Source organism: Nonomuraea sp. NPDC049649, from assembly GCF_040675175.1.
Taxonomy (GTDB): Bacteria; Actinomycetota; Actinomycetes; order Streptosporangiales; family Streptosporangiaceae; genus Nonomuraea.
The window spans coordinates 1-17,286 of sequence record NZ_JBFAOH010000068.1 but is presented as its reverse complement, the minus strand read 5'-3'; the positions used below and the strand labels follow the sequence as shown (position 1 = coordinate 17,286).

Below are 17,286 nucleotides of genomic sequence, written 5' to 3'. Positions count from 1 at the left end.
AAGATCACCGATGCGGATCGGATCCTGGCCACCGTGCTGGCCGGACGCCAACTATGCGATCAACAATCCCTGGCCGACCTGTTCGGCGTCAGCCGTGGCACCATCCGCAACGCCATTGACGACGTCCAGCCCCTGCTCGACCAGTACGGCTATCGCATAACACCCGGCACTCGCCGCTTCGGCACCGCCGACGATGTCCTCGCTTTCGTGAAAGCCCACCCAGACGAATCGCCACGTTGATTCTTTACAGCTTCAGTGCGCCCGGCACCGCTGCCAGGACGCGCCGGGCAGCGTCGCGGCGATCGCATCGCGCAACCCGGCATGACAGTCGGAGATCACCAGCGCGACGCCGGACAGGCCGCGGGCGACTAGGCCGCGCAGGAACGCCAGCCAGCCGGCCCCGTCCTCGGACGAGACCACGTCGATGCCGAGGATCTCCCGGTGCCCGTCGGCGTTGACCCCGGTCGCCACCAGCGCGTGCACGTTCACCGTACGGCCGCCCTCGCGCACCTTCTGCGTCAGCGCGTCGATCCACACGAACGTGTACGGCCCGGCGTCCAGCGGCCGGCTACGGAAGTCGGCCACCATCTCATCCAGCTCCCGGGCCATCACCGACACCTGCGACTTCGACAACCGGGTGACGCTGAGTTGCTCGGCCAGCTTCTCCACCCGCCGGGTCGACACCCCCAGCAGGTAGGAGGTGGCCACCACCGAGGCCAGCGCGCGCTCGGCCCGCCGCTGCCGCTCCAGCAGCCATTCGGGGTAGTACGACCCGTGCCGCAGCTTCGGAATCGCCAGGTCAACCGTGCCCGCGCGGGTGTCCCACTGGCGGCGCCGGTAGCCGTTACGCGAGTTGCCGGGCTAACGCGGCGCGGACCACCAGCCGCAGCTCCGAGGCGTCGGCGTGGCCGTCGTCGGCCTGTTCGGGCGGCCGGTCGGTGGACACCTCGGTCGCCGTGCCGGACCGCCGCCACCAGCTCACCTGCTCGTGGTACATGGCGCGGCGGACGTAGCCCTCGATGGCGGCCGGGTCGCGCAGCCTGGTCAGCCGGGCCGCCGTCTTGGCCAGCGCCGACTGCACCAGGTCCTCGGCGGCCTGACGGCTTCCCGTCAGCAGGTAAGCGGTGCGGAACAGAGCTCCGGAGCGTTCGACGACGAACGCCCGGAACTCTTCGTGAAGATCTGGACCCACCCTGCCTCCTGCCTGTCACCCGGGAAGGACGCGGGGAGGCCGCCGAACTATGCCGGGCGGCCGGACGGGTCAGTCGAGGTGCTGCTCCAGTGAGGCGAGTTTGCTGTTCATGGCGTCCGTCACGCCGGGGCGCAGGTCGGCCTTGAGGACGAGACCGACCCGGGGAGCGACCTCCGCCACCGCGTCGACGGCCCGCTTGACCACGTCCATCACTTCGTCCCAATCGCCTTCGACGGTGGTGAACATGGCGTCGGTGTGGTTGGGCAGCCCGCTCTCCCGTACCACCTTGACGGCGCGGGCGACGGGCTCGGCGACTCCTTCGCCGACGCCGAGCGGGGTGATGGAGAATGCGACGATCACGACGGGCCCTCCCGAAAGCTCCTGGCGCGGCCGGTCCGCGCCGACACGAACGTGGCCGGCGGCGGTCGGCGTGCAGACGACGGAGCCGACCTGGCGCCGGAGTTTCCGAGCTTACTGACGGGAGGGCTGCCCGGTCGGCGCCGGTGGTCACATGTGCAGGTGCTCGTCCTCTGCCTCTTCTTCGTCCTCGGCCGGGCCCTCGGAGGGCTCGACGCCGAGCATGGCCTCGCGGGGCTCGATGTCGTCGATGTGGTCGACGAGCTGGAGGACGTGCTCGGGCTCGATCAGCCACTGCAGGGCGGAGGCGCCGGTCTCGTCGGATCGGACCAGTTCGGCCTGCTCGGTGCGCTCCTCGTCGGTCAGTTCGGCCTCGGGGTGGCGGATCTCCGCCAGGGCCGCCGCCTGGAGGGCGTTCACGTCGAGCACTTCGACCGTCAGCTCGACCGTGAGTCGTAGGAATTTCTGTGCGTCACTCATGGGATGAGCCTAGGGCAGCTTCCACTCCACGGGGGCCGCGCCTTGCTGGACGAGCAGCTCGTTCGCGCGGCTGAACGGACGGGAGCCGAAGAAGCCGTTGCGGGCCGAGAGCGGCGACGGGTGGGCGGACTCGATCCGCGGCACGGAGCCCAGCATGGGGGCGAGGTTGCGCGCGTCGCGGCCCCACAGGATGGCCACCAGCGGCTTGCCGCGCGCGACGAGGGCGCGGATGGCCTGTTCGGTGACTTCTTCCCAGCCCTTGCCGCGGTGGGAGGCGGGCTTGCCGGGCATCACGGTCAGCACTCTGTTGAGCAGCAGCACGCCCTGGTCGGCCCAGGGGGTGAGGTCGCCGTTGGCGGGCCGGGGCAGGCCGAGGTCGGTCTCCATCTCCTTGTAGATGTTGACCAGGCTGCCGGGCAGCGGCCGCACGTCGGGGGCGACGGAGAAGGACAGCCCGACGGGGTGGCCCGGGGTGGGGTACGGGTCCTGACCCATGATCAGGACTTTGACGTCGTCGAAGGGCTGGGTGAAGGCGCGGAGCACGTGGGCTCCGGCCGGGAGGTACTGTCTGCCTTCGGCGATTTCTTTGCGGAGGAAGTCGCCCATGTGGGCGATGCGCTCGGCCACGGGCTCCAGCGCGCGGGCCCATCCGGCTTCGACGACTTCGTGCAGGGGACGTCCGGCCATGGCCGATGAGCTTAGTCAGGTCTGGTGCGCGACGCGTACTGAAAGCGGAGAAATGATCACGAAGGGCGGGCGCCCGCGCCCCCGCGGGATGCGGGCGCCCACCCGTGACTCACTTGACCGAGCCGGCCATCATGCCCTGGACGAAGTAGCGCTGGAACGCGAAGAACAGGACCAGCGGGATGATCAGCGACAGGAAGGCGCCGGACGAGAGGATGTCCATGTTGGTGCCGAACTGCCGCATCTGGGACTGGAGGTACTTGGTCATCGGCTGGTTCGCCGCGTCGGCGAAGACCAGGGCGATGAGCATGTCGTTCCACACCCAGAGGAACTGGAAGATGCCCAGCGACGCGATGGCGGGCTTGCCCAGCGGGAAGACCACCGACACGAAGATCCGCCACTCCGGCGCGCCGTCCATCCGCGCCGCCTCCAGCAGGGAGGCGGGGATGCCGATGAAGAAGTTCCGGAGCAGGAAGATCGCGAAGGGCAGGCCGAACGCGACGTGGAACAGCACCACGCCGGGGATGGTGCCGAAGATCCCGGCCTGGCCGTAGAGGGCGGCCACGGGGATCAGCGCGATCTGGATGGGCACGATGAGCAGCCCGACCACGACCAGGAACAGCAGGTCCCGGCCGGGGAACTCCATCCAGGCGAACGCGTAGGCGGCCATCGCCGCGATGCCGATCACCAGGATCGTGGTCGGCACCGTGATGGCGACCGTGTTCCAGAAGGAGGCCCCGAAGCCGCCCGCCAGCAGGTTGCCGTAGTTGGCGATGGTGATCTCGGCCGGCTTGGTGAAGATCGTCCACCAGCCCTCGGCGTTGTTCACCTCGGTGGTGCGCAGCGAGACCACGAGCAGGCCCAGCGTGGGCACCAGCCAGAACAGGCCGAGCAGGATCATCAGCACCTGGACGAGGCCGCTGCCCAGGCGGTCGACGATGCGCCCGATCAGGTTTCTCCGCGGCGCGCCGGCGTGGCTGCGCGCCGGTGCCGTAGCCGTCGCCGTCGTCATGAGTCGCCCCTCTTGAACCTGCGGATATTCATGATCATGAAGGGCAGGACCAGGATGAGCAGGAAGACGGCGAGCGCGCTGCCGAGTCCCTGGTTGTTACCGCCGCCGAACGCGACCCGCCACATCTCCAGCGCGATCACGTTCGCCTCCGGCTGGACCGACGGCGGTGCGATGATGAACACCAGGTCGAACACCTTCAAGGTATTGATGATCATCGTCACGAAGACGACGAGCAGTACCGGCGACAGCAGCGGCACCGTGATCTTCCGGAACACCTGCCATTCGCTGGCGCCGTCGATGCGGGCCGCCTCCAGCGCGTCACGCGGGATGGCCGCCAGCCCCGCCGCGATCAGCACCATCGCGAACCCGGCCCACACCCAGACGAACGCGCCGATGATCGCCGGTGTGATCAGCGTCGGGCCGAGCCAGGTCAGGCCGTTGTAGGCGGCCGTGAAGTTGTCCGCCGGGAGTCGTACGACATAGGAGCCTTCGGGCAGGTCGTCGAAGCGGAACGTGCCGTCGGCGGCCGTCGTGGTGGTCGCCGCCACCTCGCCGTCGCTGACCGCCTCCACCGTCATCCCCGGCAGGCCCTTCTCGGTGGCGTCCGGCTGGCCGTTCACGCCGCCTCCGCCCGGAGTGAAGTCGAACCAGACGGTGCCCGACAGCCCGTCGCCGCCGGTCGCCGCGACCGCCGGTTCGGCGTCGGCGGGCAGCACCTCCTGCTTGACCCCCACGATGGGGATCAGCACGGGCTGACCGGCCGCCGCGGGCTGCTTGGTGACGACCGCGCCGTCCTCCTCGGCCGCCACCGGCGACTCGTCGCCCTCACGCGGCCGCGCGTCCGGGTAGCCCTGCGAGGAGGAGAACGTGTCGTGCACCACGGTCATGATGGCATTGGCCAGGCCCTTGTCCGGGTCCTCGTCGTACACGAGGCGGAAGATGACGCCGGCGGCCATCAGCGAGACGGCCATCGGCATGAAGACGATCAGCTTGAACGCGGTCGCCCACCGGATCCGCTCCGTCAGCACGGCGAAGATCAGGCCGAGTGTGGTGACCACGAGGGGGGCGACGATCACCCAGATGAGGTTGTTGCGGACGGTCCGCAACGTGCCCTCGTCGCTGAAGATCGTGCCGTAGTTCTCCAGGCCGACGAAGACTCCGCCGGTGCTGTCGTACAGACTGCGGACGATCGAGTAACCGATCGGGTAGACCACCCAGATGCCGAGGAGCAGGGCGGCCGGCAGCAGGAAGAGGAGGGCGATCGTGGGTGACGGGCCGAGGCGTCGTCGTGGGCGGGGGGTATCAGCCGGTCCCGAGGTAGGCCCGCCCGTGGAGTCCACGGGCGGGTCCTGGGGGCCGTCCAACCTTTCGGTCACGGCCATCCCTCTTTACTTCCAGGCCTTCTCGGCCTCGGCCTCCAGCGCCTCCTGGGCGCCCTTGACGTCGCTCGGGTCGCGCAGGAAGTCCTGCAGGACCTTCCACTGACCCTTGCCGTCGGTGCCGCCGAAGGCGCTCGGCGCCAGGTCGGACATGTCGTAGCGGACCGACTCACCGGCCGAGACGATGGTCTGGCCGAGCTGCTTGGTCATCTCGTTCGGGTAGTTGTCGGGGGAGACGTTCCGGTTGGGGGAGAGGTAGCCGGGGAGCTTGGCCCAGATCTCGCCGCCCTCCTTGGAGGCCAGGAACTGCAGCAGCGCCATGGCGCCGGGGGAGTCCTTCATGGCCACCGCGACGTCACCGCCGAGCACGACCGGCGTGGTGTCGCCGACCTTCGGGAACGGGAAGTACTTGGCCTGCTCGCCGACCTTGGCGCCCGACTCCTCGGCCGTGACGGCGACGAAGTCGGCCTCGATCACCATCGCGGCGTCCTTCTCGCCGTAGACCTTGGTGACGCAGGTCGGGAAGTCGGTCTGCAGCGCGCCGGAGCTGCCGCCCGCGACGAACTCCTTCTTGCCGGCGATCTGCGCGATCTTCTCCAGGGCCTCGGTCACGCTGGGGTCGGTCCAGGGGATCTCGTGCTTGGAGAGCTGGTCGTACTTCTCGGGGCCGGCCGTGGACAGGTAGACGTTCTCGAACAGGTCGGTCAGCGTCCAGCCGGAGGCGCCGCAGAAGGAGAACGGCGCGGTGCCGGAGTCGGCGATGGTCTGCGCGGCCGTCACCAGCTCGTCCCAGGTGGTCGGCGGCTGCACGCCGGCCTCCTCGAAGGCGTCGGCGCGGTACCAGACCAGCGACTTGTGCGCCGCCTTGATCAGGACGCCGTACACCTGGCCGTCGGCGGAGCCGAGCTCCTTCCAGTAGTCGGTGTAGTTGGCGTCGATCTCCTTGGTGACGTCCTCGGTGAGCGGCTTTAGCGCGCCCTGCTGGGCGTACTGCTGGACCAGGCCGGGCTGCGGCAGGATGGCCACGTCGGGCGGGCTGCCGCCCTGGATGCGGGGGCCGAGGTAGGCGCCGGTGTCCTCACCGGTGGAGGCGTAGGTGACCTTCGCGCCGGTCTTGTCGGAGAAGGCCTTGAGCACCTGCTCGAAGTTCTTCTGCTCCTCGCCGGTCCACTTGGCCGCCACTTCGAGCGTGACGCCTTCGAGCGTCTTGGCGCCGCCGTCCTCGGTCGCGGCGGGGGCGTCCGAGGGCTGGGAGGTGGTGGGGGCGTTGCCGCAGGCGGCTACCGCCAGCGCCAGCCCGGCCAGGATCGCTGCTGCTCTGCCTTTTCGCATTGGCTGCCTCACTGGGTTCGGATGATTTCTTCGAGTTCGGCTCTCAACGAGGCCGCGACGTCGTCGGCGGACTCGCCGGTCGGGGGGTTGAGCGCTTTGGCGACCGTGCTCGCGATCACCAGACTGAGCTGGTTGTAGTGCGGGCTCGCCGCGCGTGGCTCGGCGGCGAGGATGCTCTCCTTGAGTACGGGCAGGTACGGGAAACGCTCGATGAGCTCGGGGTCGTCGTAGAGCTCGGTCCACACCGGGGGGAAGGAGCCTTCGGTGAGGACCCGGCGCTCGTTCTCCAGGCTCGTGAAGTAACGGATGAACTCCGTCGCGGTCTGCTGGTGCTGCGAGTAGGCGCTGATGGCCAGGTTGATGCCGCCCAGCGAGCTGGTGCCCGGCCCGTCGGGGCCCGGCAGCGTGGTGACCGCGACCTTGTCGCCGAGCCTGCTCCTGGCCGGGCCGTAGGCGTGCGGCCAGTTGCGGGCGAAGGCGAGCCGGCCTTCCTGGAAGGCCAGTCTGGACTCCTCCTCCTTGTAGTCCAGCGACTCCTCGGGGATCCAGCCTTCGCGCAGGCCCTGCTGGAAGAACTCCAGCGCGGTCGTCGCGGCGGCGGGGTCGAGGGTGACCTTGGTGCCGTCGGCGCTGAGGATCTGGCCTCCGGCCGACTGCACGGCTTCCGAGAAGTTGACCGTCAGTCCCTCGTACGCGAGGAACTGCCCGGCATAGCCGTCTATGTCGTGCTTTTTCGTGATCTCTTGGGCTTGCTCGCGAAGCTCCGCCCAGGTCCGGGGCGGCTTCTTCACCAGGTCGGTGCGGTAGTAGAGCAGTCCCGCGTTGCTCGTGTACGGGACCGCCCACAGCTTGTCCTTGTAGACCGCGGTCTTCACGACAGGCGGCAGGAACTTGTCGAGCGGGAACGACCCGCGCTCCAAGGGGATGATCCAGCCGTTCTCCGCGAACTCCGCGGTCCACACCACGTCCAGGCCGAGCACGTCGTAACGGGTGCTGCGGGCCTGCAAGTTGGCCACCATCTGGGCGCGCTGCTCGTCGGCCGCCTCGGGCAGCTCGATGAGCGTCACCTTCTCGGCCGGGTGGGCCTGGTTCCAGCGGTCCAGCAAGGGTTGAAGGTACGCCGTGGTGTCGCGCCCGGTGGCGAACGTGATCGGGCCGGTGCCACCGCCCCGGGACGTGCCGCCACCGCCATCGCCCGCCGCGGCGCATCCGGTGGCCGTGATGACGGCCAGGACGAGCGCCAGACGACGGAGCACCGGTATTTCCTCCTCGTGTGAAGGGGGCTACATACGTGTTAGGTAGATGCATTCATGTTATGCATACCGGTAATCTGGTGGTCAACGGGAATCGATGTAACGCATCCGTAACGCAGCGGGGAGGTGAGGCAGTGCGGCTTCACCTGCTTGCGCTTCTGGCGAAGGAGCCTGCCCACGGCTACGAGCTCAAACAGGCGCTGGAGCAGACCTTCGGCAGCGCGTACCCGTCGCCGAACATCGGCCAGATCTACGTGACGCTGGGCCGGCTGGAGAAGGACGGCCTGGTCCGGTCCGTCGGCGTGGAGCAGTCCAACCGGCCGAACAAGAAGGTCTACTACCTGACGGCCAAGGGCCGTGACGTGCTCCACCTGTGGGTAGACGAGCCGACGGAGGGCCCGCGGGTGCGTGACGAGTTCTTCATGAAGCTCGTGCTCGCCCCGATGACGGGCATCGCCGACCGGATGGTGCTGATCAACCGCCAGCGCCGTCACTACCTGTCGCTGATGAAGGATCTCAACGAGTTACTGGACCGCACCCCGCCGGAAGACAAGATCGCTACGCTGCTCATCGAAGGTGCGATGCTGCATCTGCAGGCCGATCTCGACTGGCTCGAACGATGTCAGGAGGACCTCTCGTGAGTGACGAGCCCGTGCTCAAGGCGGTCAACCTGGTCAAGATCTACTCCGACGGCGCGGTGCCGGTGCCCGCGGTGCGCGGGGTGGACCTCCAGGTGGAGGCGGGGGAGTTCGTGGCCGTGATGGGGCCGTCGGGGTCCGGCAAGTCCACGCTCGTCCACATGCTCGGCGGCCTCGACAAACGCACCAGCGGCGAGATCTGGCTCGACGGCCAGCGAGCCGACACCCTGTCCGAGAGCGCCTGGGCGCTGCTGCGCCGCAAGAAGATCGGCTTCGTCTTCCAGTTCTTCAACCTGGTCGCCAACATGACCGTGGCCGACAACGTCGAGCTGCCCGCGCTGCTGGCCGGGGCCTCGACCAAGGAGGCCCGCGAGCGCCGCGAGAGCCTGCTCGACGCGCTCAACCTCACCGGCCGCGCCGACGCCGCGCCCGCCCAGCTCTCTGGCGGCGAGCAGCAGCGGGTCGCGCTCGCCCGGGCGCTCGCCAACCAGCCCAGCGTGCTGCTGGCCGACGAGCCCACCGGCAACCTCGACAGCCGCAACACCCGCGACGTGCTCCGCCTGCTCGGCCAGGTCCACAAGGACGGCCAGACGATCGTCATGGTCACCCACGACGCCCGCGTGGCCGCGCTCGCCGACCGGGTGGTGAGCCTGCTCGACGGCGAGATCGTCGACGACGGCCGGCTCTCCAGGCCCCGCCGGCGCACGGTCGGCGAAGTGATCGACCTGCGATGAGCACGGGATGACGACATGAGCACCGCACTGGCGGGCAGCCGCTGGATCAGGGCGGACCTGCGGGCCCGGAAGGGCCAGGCCATCCTGACCGTGCTCACCGTGGCCGGCATCGTGGCCGCCCTGATCACCGCGGTGACCCTCCTGGAAGACTCCACCAACCCCTGGCGCGGCCTGTTCGCCCAGACCGAGGGCGCCCACGTCTGGCTCTACACCCGCGACAACACCGCCCAGCTCGCCGGCGTGCGGGCGCTCGACGGCGTGACGGCCACCGCCGGCCCCTACCGGTCGGCCCCCGTCACCGCGTTGCAGGACGGCAGGCGCGAGCCCGCCTCGCTGCGTGCCATGCCCGCCGAGCCGCCCCAGGTGGCCCACCCGGCGCTCGCCGAGGGCGCCTGGCTCGACCCCGCCCAGCCCGACGGCGTGGTGCTCGAACGCTCCTTCGCCCGCGACCTGCGGCTGGGCATCGACGACCCGTTCACCGTCGTCGCGCTCAGCGGACAGCGTCACACCCTGTACGTGCGAGGCATCGCCGACTCCGCCGACCAGGGCTTCTACCCGGAGTGGACGCCCGGCCTGGCATGGGTGCTGCCCGAGGCCCTCGACCGGATCGAGCCGATGCTGGGCCGCAGCGAGTGGGTGACCGGGCTGCGGCTGGCCGACGCCGACGCCGCCCAGGTCGTCTCCCAGCGGGTCGTCGTCATGCTCGACGACAAGCTCCAGCGGCTCTACACCTGGCGCGAGATCAGGGCCGCGATGGAGCTCGACAACCGGCTGCTCGGCATGCTCCTCGCGCTGTTCGGCGTGGTCGGCCTGGTCGCGGCGGCGCTCGCGCTGGCCAACGCGGCCGGCGGGCGGGTGCTGGGCCAGCTCCGCGACCTGGCCACGCTCAAGTCGATGGGCTTCACCCGCGGCCAGCTCGCGCTGCTGCTGCTGGTCGAGCACGGCGCGCTCGGCCTGCTCGGCGTCGCGCTCGGCACGGTCATCGGCTGGGCGGCCGCCGTGATGCTGCTGGGCGCCCCCTCCGTGGCGCCCATGCCGGTGCTGACCATCGTCGCGGGCACCGCGCTGGTGGTGCTGGCCGCGGTGGGCGTGCCCGCCTGGCGCGGCGGGCGCACCCCGCCCATCCCCGCCGCGCCCGCCCAGCCGCCCAGCGGCCACCTGTCCCGGCTGGCCAGGCTCGCCCTGCTGGTCCGGCTCCCGCCCGCGCTCGTGCTGGGCACCAGGGACGCCTTCACCCGCCGGGTGCCCGCGTTCCTCACCGTGTTCGGGCTGGCCGTGCCGATGATGATGATTACCATCGGGCTGGGCGTGTGGGCCACGCTCGACAACTTCGCCCGCAACCCCGACCAGGTCGGCCAGCACGCCGCGCTCCAGGTGCGGCCCGGCAAGCTGGACCCCGACGAGGCCGCGCGGCTGGCCGGCGCCGACCGCGACGTGGCCGCCGTCTACCCCGGCACCGACGTGAACGCACTGGCCCCCGGCGAGGGCCGCTCGGTCCGGGTCCGGGCCGTCGGCGGCTCCACCTCGGGCCGCTACCCGTTCCCGGTCGCCGAGGGCCGCATGTACGCCGAGCCCGGCGAGGCCGTGGCCGGGCAGGGGCTGCTCGACCTGCTCGGGGTGAAGATCGGCGACCGGGTCAGGCTGACCGTGGGCGGCTCGCCGCTGATCGTGCGCGTCGTCGGCCGTACGGTCGAGCCCGACCAGGACGGCGAGGTGCTGTCGGTCGGCCTCGACAGCCTGGCGGCGAAGGACTCCATGCCGCCCGAGTACTACGCGCTCGCCCTGCGCCCCGGCGCCGACCCCGACGAGGTGGCGGCCCGGCTGCTGGCCGAGTCGGGGGAGAGCCTGGAGGTGCAGGCCGCGGTCAACCCCGCCGAACGGCTGGCCATGATCCGGGTGGTGATCGTGGCGCTGATCGCCGTGCTCACCCTGATCGGCCTGGCCAACCTGCTCACCGCCAGCGCGCTCGGGCTGCGCGACCACGCCGCCGACCTGGCCGTGCTGAAGGCGATGGGGCTGACGCCCCGCCAGGTGATGGCGACGCTGGTGACCGGCACCGGGCTGCTGGTGGTGCTGGGCGTCGGGGCGGGCGCCGCGGTGGGGGCGTCGGTGGTGACGGGGCTGATCGACCTGCAAGGCCACACCAGCGGGGTGGGCGCCGGGATCGGCCGCCCGCCCTCGCCGGTCATGCTGGGGACCGCGGTGCTGCTGGCCGTCGGCACGGCGCTCGCGGTGGCGCTCATCCCGGCCCGCCGCGCCGCCCGCGCCCAGGTGCCGATCACCGCCCGGTAGGCGGGCACGCCACAGCCCGGCGACCGGGCGGGCCGGTCACCGGGCTGTGGGTCGTTCAGCGCTTCTCCTCGCGCCGCAGCGCGAACCAGTAGAAGCCGTGGCCCGGCAGCGTCAGCAGGTAGGGCCACTCGCCGATCACCGGGAAGTGCACGCCGCCGCGCGCCTCCACCGGCGTCAGCCCCTCGAACCGGCGCAGGTCCAGCTCGACCGGCTGCGGGAACTTCGACAGGTTGTTCACGCAGAGCATCACGTCGTCGCCCTCCTCACGTACGTACGTGAGCACCGCCGGGTTGGACGACCACATCTCCGTGTACGAGCCGGTGCCGAACACCGGGTGCTCGCGCCGGATCTGCAGCATCTTGCGGGTGAAGTGGAGCAGCGACCCCTCGTTGCGCTGCTGGGACTCCACGTTGACCGCCTGGTAGCCGTAGATCGGGTCCATGACCACCGGCAGGTAGAGCCGGCCCGGGTCGCACGTGGAGAAGCCCGCGTTGCGGTCGGGGCTCCACTGCATCGGCGTGCGCACCGAGTCGCGGTCCTCCAGCCAGATGTTGTCGCCCATGCCGATCTCGTCGCCGTAGTACATGACGGGCGAGCCCGGCAGCGACAGCAGCAGGGCGGTGAACAGCTCGATCCGGTCGCGGTCGTTGTCGAGCAGCGGCGCCAGCCGGCGGCGGATGCCGAGGTAGGCCCGCATCCGCGGGTCCTTGGCGTACTCGGCGTGCATGTAGTCGCGCTCTTCCTCGGTCACCGTCTCGAGCGTCAGCTCGTCGTGGTTGCGCAGGAAGATGCCCCACTGCGCCTTCTCCGGCAGCTTGGGCGTGCGCGACATGATCTCCGAGATCGGCTCGCGGGTCTCCTTCTTCACCGCCATGTAGATGCGCGGCATCAGCGGGAAGTGGAAGGCCATGTGGCACTCGTCGCCGCCGGTCGTGGGGTCGCCGAAGTACTCCACGACGTCCTCCGGCCAGCCGTTGGCCTCGGCCAGCAGCACCCGGTCGGGGTAGAGGCGGTCCACCTCGGCGCGGACCTTCTTCAGGTACGCGTGCGTCTCCGGCAGGCCGGCGCAGGCGGTGCCCTCCCGCTCGAACAGGTACGGGACCGCGTCCAGGCGGAAGCCGTCGATGCCCAGGTCGAGCCAGAAACGCAGCACCTCCAGCATGGCTTCCTGCACGGCCGGGTTGTCGTAGTTCAGGTCCGGCTGGTGGTGGAAGAAGCGGTGCCAGTAGTACTGCTTGCGCACCGGGTCCCAGGTCCAGTTGGACTCCTCGGCGCCGACGAAGATGATCGGCGCGTCGGGGTAGCCGGTGGGCTCGTCCGCCCAGACGTAGAAGTCACCGTACGGGCCCTCCGGGTCGTGCCGGGACGCCTGGAACCAGGGATGCCGGTCGGAGGTGTGGTTCATCACCAGGTCGGTGATGATCCGCAGCCCGCGCTCGTGCGCGGCCTCGACCAGCTGGATGAAGTCAGCGAGATCTCCGAAATCAGGAAGGATCTTCATGTAGTCGGAGATGTCGTAGCCGCCGTCGCGCAGCGGCGACTCGTAGAGCGGCAGCAACCACAGGCAGTCGACGCCTAGCCATTCCAGGTAGTCGAGCTTCTCGATGAGACCACGAAGGTCTCCGGTGCCGTCCCCGTTGGAGTCCTTGAAACCCCGGACGAGGACCTCATAGAACACCGCCCGCTTGTACCAGGCCGGGTCGTCCGAGACGAAGTTCTCGGTCACCGGCTCAGGTGTTGGGGATGCGTTGATCATGTGTCGCTCACAGAAGGAGATGTGGGCAGGACGAAGTCACCGGGTGCCCCGGCGTTCATACTGGTGGTGACCGCGCCGCGTGGAGATCGTCATCCCTGCGAACTCCATGCCCTTGGCGGCGGGCCGGATTTGTGATCCGGTGCCCCGCTCGTGCGGCGCTTATGGGCCGAACACTACCAGCCCATTGGCTTTCCGGAACCCGCTTGTGCTGTGCGAGCTGTAATACCCAGGAGACCGGTCTGTAACCGTGATGTTACTGTCCGTTCTTCTCGGTGTAACTAGAACGGGACAGACAGGTCATTCAGGTCGTTTTCGAAGTCGCTGAGCCAGAGACCGAAAAGCACCAGCCCCCGCACCCAGAACCGGTCGTTCCACCCGTTGAAGCGGGTCAGCGCGTCGGGCCCGTCGGCGATCACCTGGTGCAGCTCCTCCGACAGCAGGCCAGGCACCCGGGTGGCCACCACCCGCAGCATCCGGTGCGAGTAGTCGCGCGCCGGAGCGGCCGTCGAGCGCAGCGGCACCCGCCGCAGCGGCTGTTTGATCACGTTGGTCGACGGCAGCGCCGCCACCCGCGGATCGGCGGCGTGCAGCACCTCGCGGTAGAACCGGCCCCGGTCCTTGCGGGCCACGCCGACCGACAGCGCCGCGTCGAAGAAGTCCGGGTGGATGAACGGCGCCGCGAACGACGCCTCCGGCCCCACCAGGTTGACCGCCGAGCGGGCGATGCCGCGCACCGTGCGGGTGTGGAGCACCGACAGCGGCAACTCGGCCCGGTGGCCGTGGAGCATCGACGTGGCCGCCTCGAACTGCTCGCGCACCGTCTCGGCCGCCCACGCCTCCGCCGCCTCCGACAGGAACGGCTGCGAGGGCGCCCCGAGGCTCAGCGACCCCAGCACCGCCGCCGACCGCTCGGCCTGGGTGGTGGCCTCCAGCGCGGCGCCGCTGACCATGAAGTTCTTCAGCAGCGGCCCGCCCGCCAGCCCGTCGATCAGGATCCGGCCGGACCGGTGGACCTCCCGGGCGAACGGGGCGTACCAGGCGTGGTGCGGCGTCAGGTATTCGAGCCTGCGCGCCACCGCCGCCGCGTCCTCCGGGTACGCCGCCGGGTCCTGGTCGATCACCCGGTGCGGGATCCCCAGCTCACGGGTGATCGCCCGGGCGAAGGCGATGTCTGTGTCGGTGCCGTCATCGGGGCTCGTCGTCCACGACTCCACGTCGAACCCGCGGGCCTTGGCCACGGTGCCAAGCAGCCGCGAGTCGTAGCCGCCGCTGATCGGCACCAGGAGCTTGCGACCGTCGTACTCCTTGTAGACCTCGTGCAGCAGCTCCACGATCTCGCCGGCGCCGATCCACCGCTCGTACGGCTCCGAACGCAGCCAGCGGGGCAGCCGCCGCTCGGCCGACAGCCGCTCACCGTCCCACACCAGCGCGCCGGAGCCCGGCAGCCGCTTGATCTCCCGGTAAGGAGTCGCCTCGCCCAGCGGGAACGTCACCCGCAGGATCGACGCCCAGGCCCCCCAGTCGATCTCCAGCGGCACCAGCTCCATCAGCGGCTGGATCAGGGACGAGAAATAGACCGCCTCCCCGATCCGTACGTAGTAGACGTCGACCAGCCCCAGCGCGCCCGCGTGCAGGACCGTCCGGGGGCCGTCGCCGATCAGGCCGGGGGTCTCGTACGTCTCCGCGACCGTCATCCACTCGGCCGTGCCCTCCGCACGGTCGGCGGGCGGCCTGCGCTCCCCCCAGGCGAACGCGAACGCCCCGCCGGAACGCCGGTACGGAGGCAGGGGAGCGGAGCTGAACAGCGCCGCCTCAGAGGTCTGCAACGCCGGTCGCACGCGCGGGCCGGCGGAGGACAGCTTGCCGAGCAGGGCGCTGTCGATCCGGCCGAGACCGCCGCAGACGTAGGGCCGCACGATGAACTGCACCGGATCTCTTCCCTTCGAGCCGCTTCCCGCAAAAGAGTATCCTTGCCGGGCTGAGAGACGGAGGTCCAGTTTGTCCACGGAGCTGGAGAGCACGCGCAGGGCGTTGCGGGAGGCGGTCGCGCAGGCCGAGCGCGCGGCCGAGCTGGCGAGGCTGCTGGACGCGGCAGAGCGCCGGCTGGCCGACGCCGAGCGGCACGCGCTAGAGGTCAAAGAGCTCACCGAGCGGCTGGCCGAGGCCGAGGAGGCGCTGGAGCGCGAGCGGGCCGCCGCCGACAAGCTCCGCAAGGATCTGGCGGAGCAGCGCTACCAGGCCGAGGTGGCCAACTGGAAGCTGAAGTCCATCAAGGTCGCGCGGTGGAGCAGGCTCGGCGACGCCATCAAGACCGGCAAGAGCAACCCGGTCCGCCTGGCCAAGGAGCTGAAGGGCGCCACCAAGCCCGTCAAGCGGCCGGTCGCGCCCAAGCGCAAGCCCGTCGCCACCACCGCGCAGAAGGACGCCCGGCCCGGCGCCGCCTTCCAGGCCACCGCCACGACCCGCATCCTCGCGGGCGAGTCGTTCACGCTCAAGCCGTTCCGGGTGCCCACCGGCCCCAACACCCGGCCGCACATCACCGCCGCGGTCATCGCCGAGCCGCACGCCGAGGCGCTGCTGCGCTACGAGTGGCGGCAGACCGCCGGGTTCACCCCGCGCGACTTCGCCCGGGTGCTGCCGCTGGAGGTGCCCCACCTGCTCCTGGTCGAGTCCGTCGCCGAAGGGCCGTGGGCCGACGAGCTGCGCGGCGAGCCCGGCGAAGGGCTCAAGGCGCTGCTGGCCTGGTGCGCCGAGCGCGGCATCCGCACCGTCTTCTGGCACACCCGCGGCGACGTGGCCGACTACGCCGCCGCGGCCGAGCTGTTCGAGCACCGCTTCACCACCGACCTGGCCGTCGGCTGGCCGCGCCTGCAGTACGCCATCCAGCCCCGGGTGCACAACCCGCTGCCGCTGCCGAGCGGCCGCATCGACCGGGTGCTCACGCTCGACCAGCTGCTGCCCGATCACCTGGCCTACCCCGACGTACTGACCTCGTACCGCTGGCCCGCCGGCGTCGACTGCCCGCCCGGCACCCCGCAGTGGCGGCTGTCCGAGCTCGCCGCCTGCGGCACCCCGATCGGGCCCGACCCCGACATCCGGCGCGCGCACGTCGCCCTCCGCCGCGCCTACGACAGCGGCACCATGACCGAACGGATCGACGAGCTGCTCGACGCCATCGGGCTGCCCAGCGCGCGGGCCACCCTCGACACCTCCGTCCTGCTCGTCATCACCGAGCGCGACCAGGTGGAACACGCGCTGGCCCAGGTCGGCAGGCAGAACGGGGTCGCCCAGCTCGTCGTCTTCGGCCCGCCCGGCATCGAAGAGCGTGCCCGCGAGGTCGTGCCCGGCGCCGACGTGATCCACCGGCCGCTCCGCTCCGACCTGACCGTCGGCGCCATGCTCGGGCGCGGGCTCGACCTGTGCGAGGCCGACCTCGTGGCGGTCATGGACCCGCGCGACGTCTACGGCCCCCACTACTTGACCGACCTGCGGCGCGCCTTCCTGTTCAGCACCGCCGACATCGTCGGCAAGGCGGCCTTCTACGCCCACCTGCGCAAACCCCAGGCCACCCTGCTCAAGCAGCCGGACGCCGAGTACACCTACCTCCCGGAGGTCGCCGGCGCCACCCTGCTCGCCCGCCGCAACCCGCTGCGCGAGCTGGGCTTCGCCGACCTCACCGACGGCTGGGACGAGGTGCTCATGCGCCGCTGCCGCGAGGACGGCGTCAAGGTCTTCTCCGCCGACCGCTTCGGCTACGTCCACGTCCGCGACGAGGACCGCTGGCTCCTCGGCGCCGCCCAGCTCGTGGAGTACGGCTCCGCCGAACCCCACGCCCTCATCTGACGATGCGCGAACCCCGCGCGACGCCCGCACGGGCGGCCACCCACTCCGGTGGTCGCGCGGGCGATCCCGGGCATCCCGGTGGTCGCGGCCGTCACCAGGTGGGCGGTCGCACGGATGGCCGCGCCCACGGTCGCGCGGGCGGCCGCGGACATCACCGGGTGGGTGGTCGCGCGGGTGGCCGGATTTCCCTGGTCGGCCGCCCCGGCGGGCGTGCGGGTGCTCCGGTGACCGGGCGGGCGGCATGACACTCCCTGTGTCAACCTCAGGCAGCAACGAACTCGTTGAGCGCTGCTGCGGCGCCGTGTTTGGCGGGGTCGTAGGGGACACCGTCGAG

General features: G+C 70.5%; 15 protein-coding genes and 2 pseudogenes. 6 read left to right on the top strand and 11 right to left on the bottom strand.

Features of this window, described 5'->3' with window-relative positions; translation table 11 throughout:
• A pseudogene (locus AB0J42_RS36570) lies at positions 1-240 on the top strand (ISAzo13 family transposase); the annotation flags it as partial.
• 15 nt (positions 241-255) lie between these two features.
• On the opposite strand, the pseudogene AB0J42_RS36565 reads toward AB0J42_RS36570, so the two are convergent.
• The 9 genes and pseudogenes from AB0J42_RS36565 to AB0J42_RS36525 all read right to left on the bottom strand — a co-directional run.
• A pseudogene (locus AB0J42_RS36565) lies at positions 256-855 on the bottom strand (IS256 family transposase); the annotation flags it as partial.
• Positions 845-1,192 carry a sigma factor gene (locus AB0J42_RS36560; RefSeq protein WP_364302960.1) on the bottom strand — a complete coding sequence of 116 codons (348 nt, stop codon included), beginning with the start codon at positions 1,190-1,192 and terminating at the stop codon, positions 845-847. The gene AB0J42_RS36560 and the pseudogene AB0J42_RS36565, both read right to left, overlap by 11 nt.
• Positions 1,193-1,261: 69 nt before the next feature.
• The gene (locus tag AB0J42_RS36555; protein WP_364302958.1) at positions 1,262-1,552 is read right to left on the bottom strand and encodes an MTH1187 family thiamine-binding protein; all 291 of its coding nucleotides are present in this window, start codon (positions 1,550-1,552) and stop codon (positions 1,262-1,264) included.
• A gap of 147 nt (positions 1,553-1,699) precedes the next feature.
• Positions 1,700-2,029: a hypothetical protein gene (locus AB0J42_RS36550; RefSeq protein WP_364302955.1), complete on the bottom strand. Its 330-nt coding sequence runs from the start codon at positions 2,027-2,029 to the stop codon at positions 1,700-1,702.
• A 9-nt stretch (positions 2,030-2,038) separates the two neighbouring features.
• Positions 2,039-2,716 carry a uracil-DNA glycosylase gene (locus tag AB0J42_RS36545; protein WP_364302953.1) on the bottom strand — a complete coding sequence of 226 codons (678 nt, stop codon included), beginning with the start codon at positions 2,714-2,716 and terminating at the stop codon, positions 2,039-2,041.
• Positions 2,717-2,825: 109 nt separating this feature from the next.
• The gene (locus AB0J42_RS36540; protein ID WP_364302950.1) at positions 2,826-3,725 is read right to left on the bottom strand and encodes a carbohydrate ABC transporter permease; all 900 of its coding nucleotides are present in this window, start codon (positions 3,723-3,725) and stop codon (positions 2,826-2,828) included.
• Entirely contained in the window at positions 3,722-5,101 is a 1,380-nt protein-coding gene (locus AB0J42_RS36535; protein WP_364302945.1) for an ABC transporter permease subunit, read from the bottom strand. The genes AB0J42_RS36540 and AB0J42_RS36535 overlap by 4 nt, the downstream gene beginning before the upstream one ends.
• Before the next feature lie 12 nt (positions 5,102-5,113).
• On the bottom strand, positions 5,114-6,436 hold the full coding sequence (locus AB0J42_RS36530) for an ABC transporter substrate-binding protein (protein WP_364302941.1): 1,323 nt from the start codon (positions 6,434-6,436) through the stop codon (positions 5,114-5,116).
• An 8-nt stretch (positions 6,437-6,444) separates the two neighbouring features.
• Positions 6,445-7,692, bottom strand: a complete 1,248-nt coding sequence (locus tag AB0J42_RS36525) for an ABC transporter substrate-binding protein (RefSeq protein WP_364302937.1) — start codon at positions 7,690-7,692, stop codon at positions 6,445-6,447.
• Positions 7,693-7,823: 131 nt separating this feature from the next.
• Here AB0J42_RS36525 and AB0J42_RS36520 point away from each other — a divergent pair, with 131 nt between their 5' ends.
• Genes AB0J42_RS36520 through AB0J42_RS36510 form a run of 3 tightly spaced genes read left to right on the top strand, consistent with a single transcriptional unit; the run spans position 7,824 to position 11,353 of the window.
• The gene (locus AB0J42_RS36520; protein WP_364302933.1) at positions 7,824-8,330 is read left to right on the top strand and encodes a PadR family transcriptional regulator; all 507 of its coding nucleotides are present in this window, start codon (positions 7,824-7,826) and stop codon (positions 8,328-8,330) included.
• On the top strand, positions 8,309-9,061 hold the full coding sequence (locus AB0J42_RS36515) for an ABC transporter ATP-binding protein (RefSeq protein WP_364302931.1): 753 nt from the start codon (positions 8,309-8,311) through the stop codon (positions 9,059-9,061). Before AB0J42_RS36520 ends, AB0J42_RS36515 begins: the two co-directional genes overlap by 22 nt.
• A 15-nt stretch (positions 9,062-9,076) precedes the next feature.
• Complete coding sequence (locus AB0J42_RS36510; protein WP_364302929.1) at positions 9,077-11,353, top strand: FtsX-like permease family protein; 2,277 nt, start codon at positions 9,077-9,079, stop codon at positions 11,351-11,353.
• 55 nt (positions 11,354-11,408) lie between these two features.
• Here the strand turns inward: AB0J42_RS36510 and treS are convergent, their stop codons facing one another.
• Together treS and AB0J42_RS36500 are read right to left on the bottom strand one after the other, a co-directional pair.
• Entirely contained in the window at positions 11,409-13,109 is a 1,701-nt protein-coding gene (treS, locus tag AB0J42_RS36505; protein ID WP_364302924.1) for a maltose alpha-D-glucosyltransferase, read from the bottom strand.
• 278 nt (positions 13,110-13,387) lie between these two features.
• The gene (locus AB0J42_RS36500; RefSeq protein WP_364302921.1) at positions 13,388-15,037 is read right to left on the bottom strand and encodes an asparagine synthetase B family protein; all 1,650 of its coding nucleotides are present in this window, start codon (positions 15,035-15,037) and stop codon (positions 13,388-13,390) included.
• A gap of 70 nt (positions 15,038-15,107) precedes the next feature.
• Between AB0J42_RS36500 and AB0J42_RS36495 the strand changes: the two genes are divergently transcribed.
• The gene (locus AB0J42_RS36495; protein ID WP_364302917.1) at positions 15,108-16,952 is read left to right on the top strand and encodes a hypothetical protein; all 1,845 of its coding nucleotides are present in this window, start codon (positions 15,108-15,110) and stop codon (positions 16,950-16,952) included.
• A gap of 48 nt (positions 16,953-17,000) precedes the next feature.
• Positions 17,001-17,180, top strand: a complete 180-nt coding sequence (locus tag AB0J42_RS36490; protein ID WP_364302911.1) for a hypothetical protein — start codon at positions 17,001-17,003, stop codon at positions 17,178-17,180.
• Positions 17,181-17,286 lie beyond the last annotated feature (106 nt).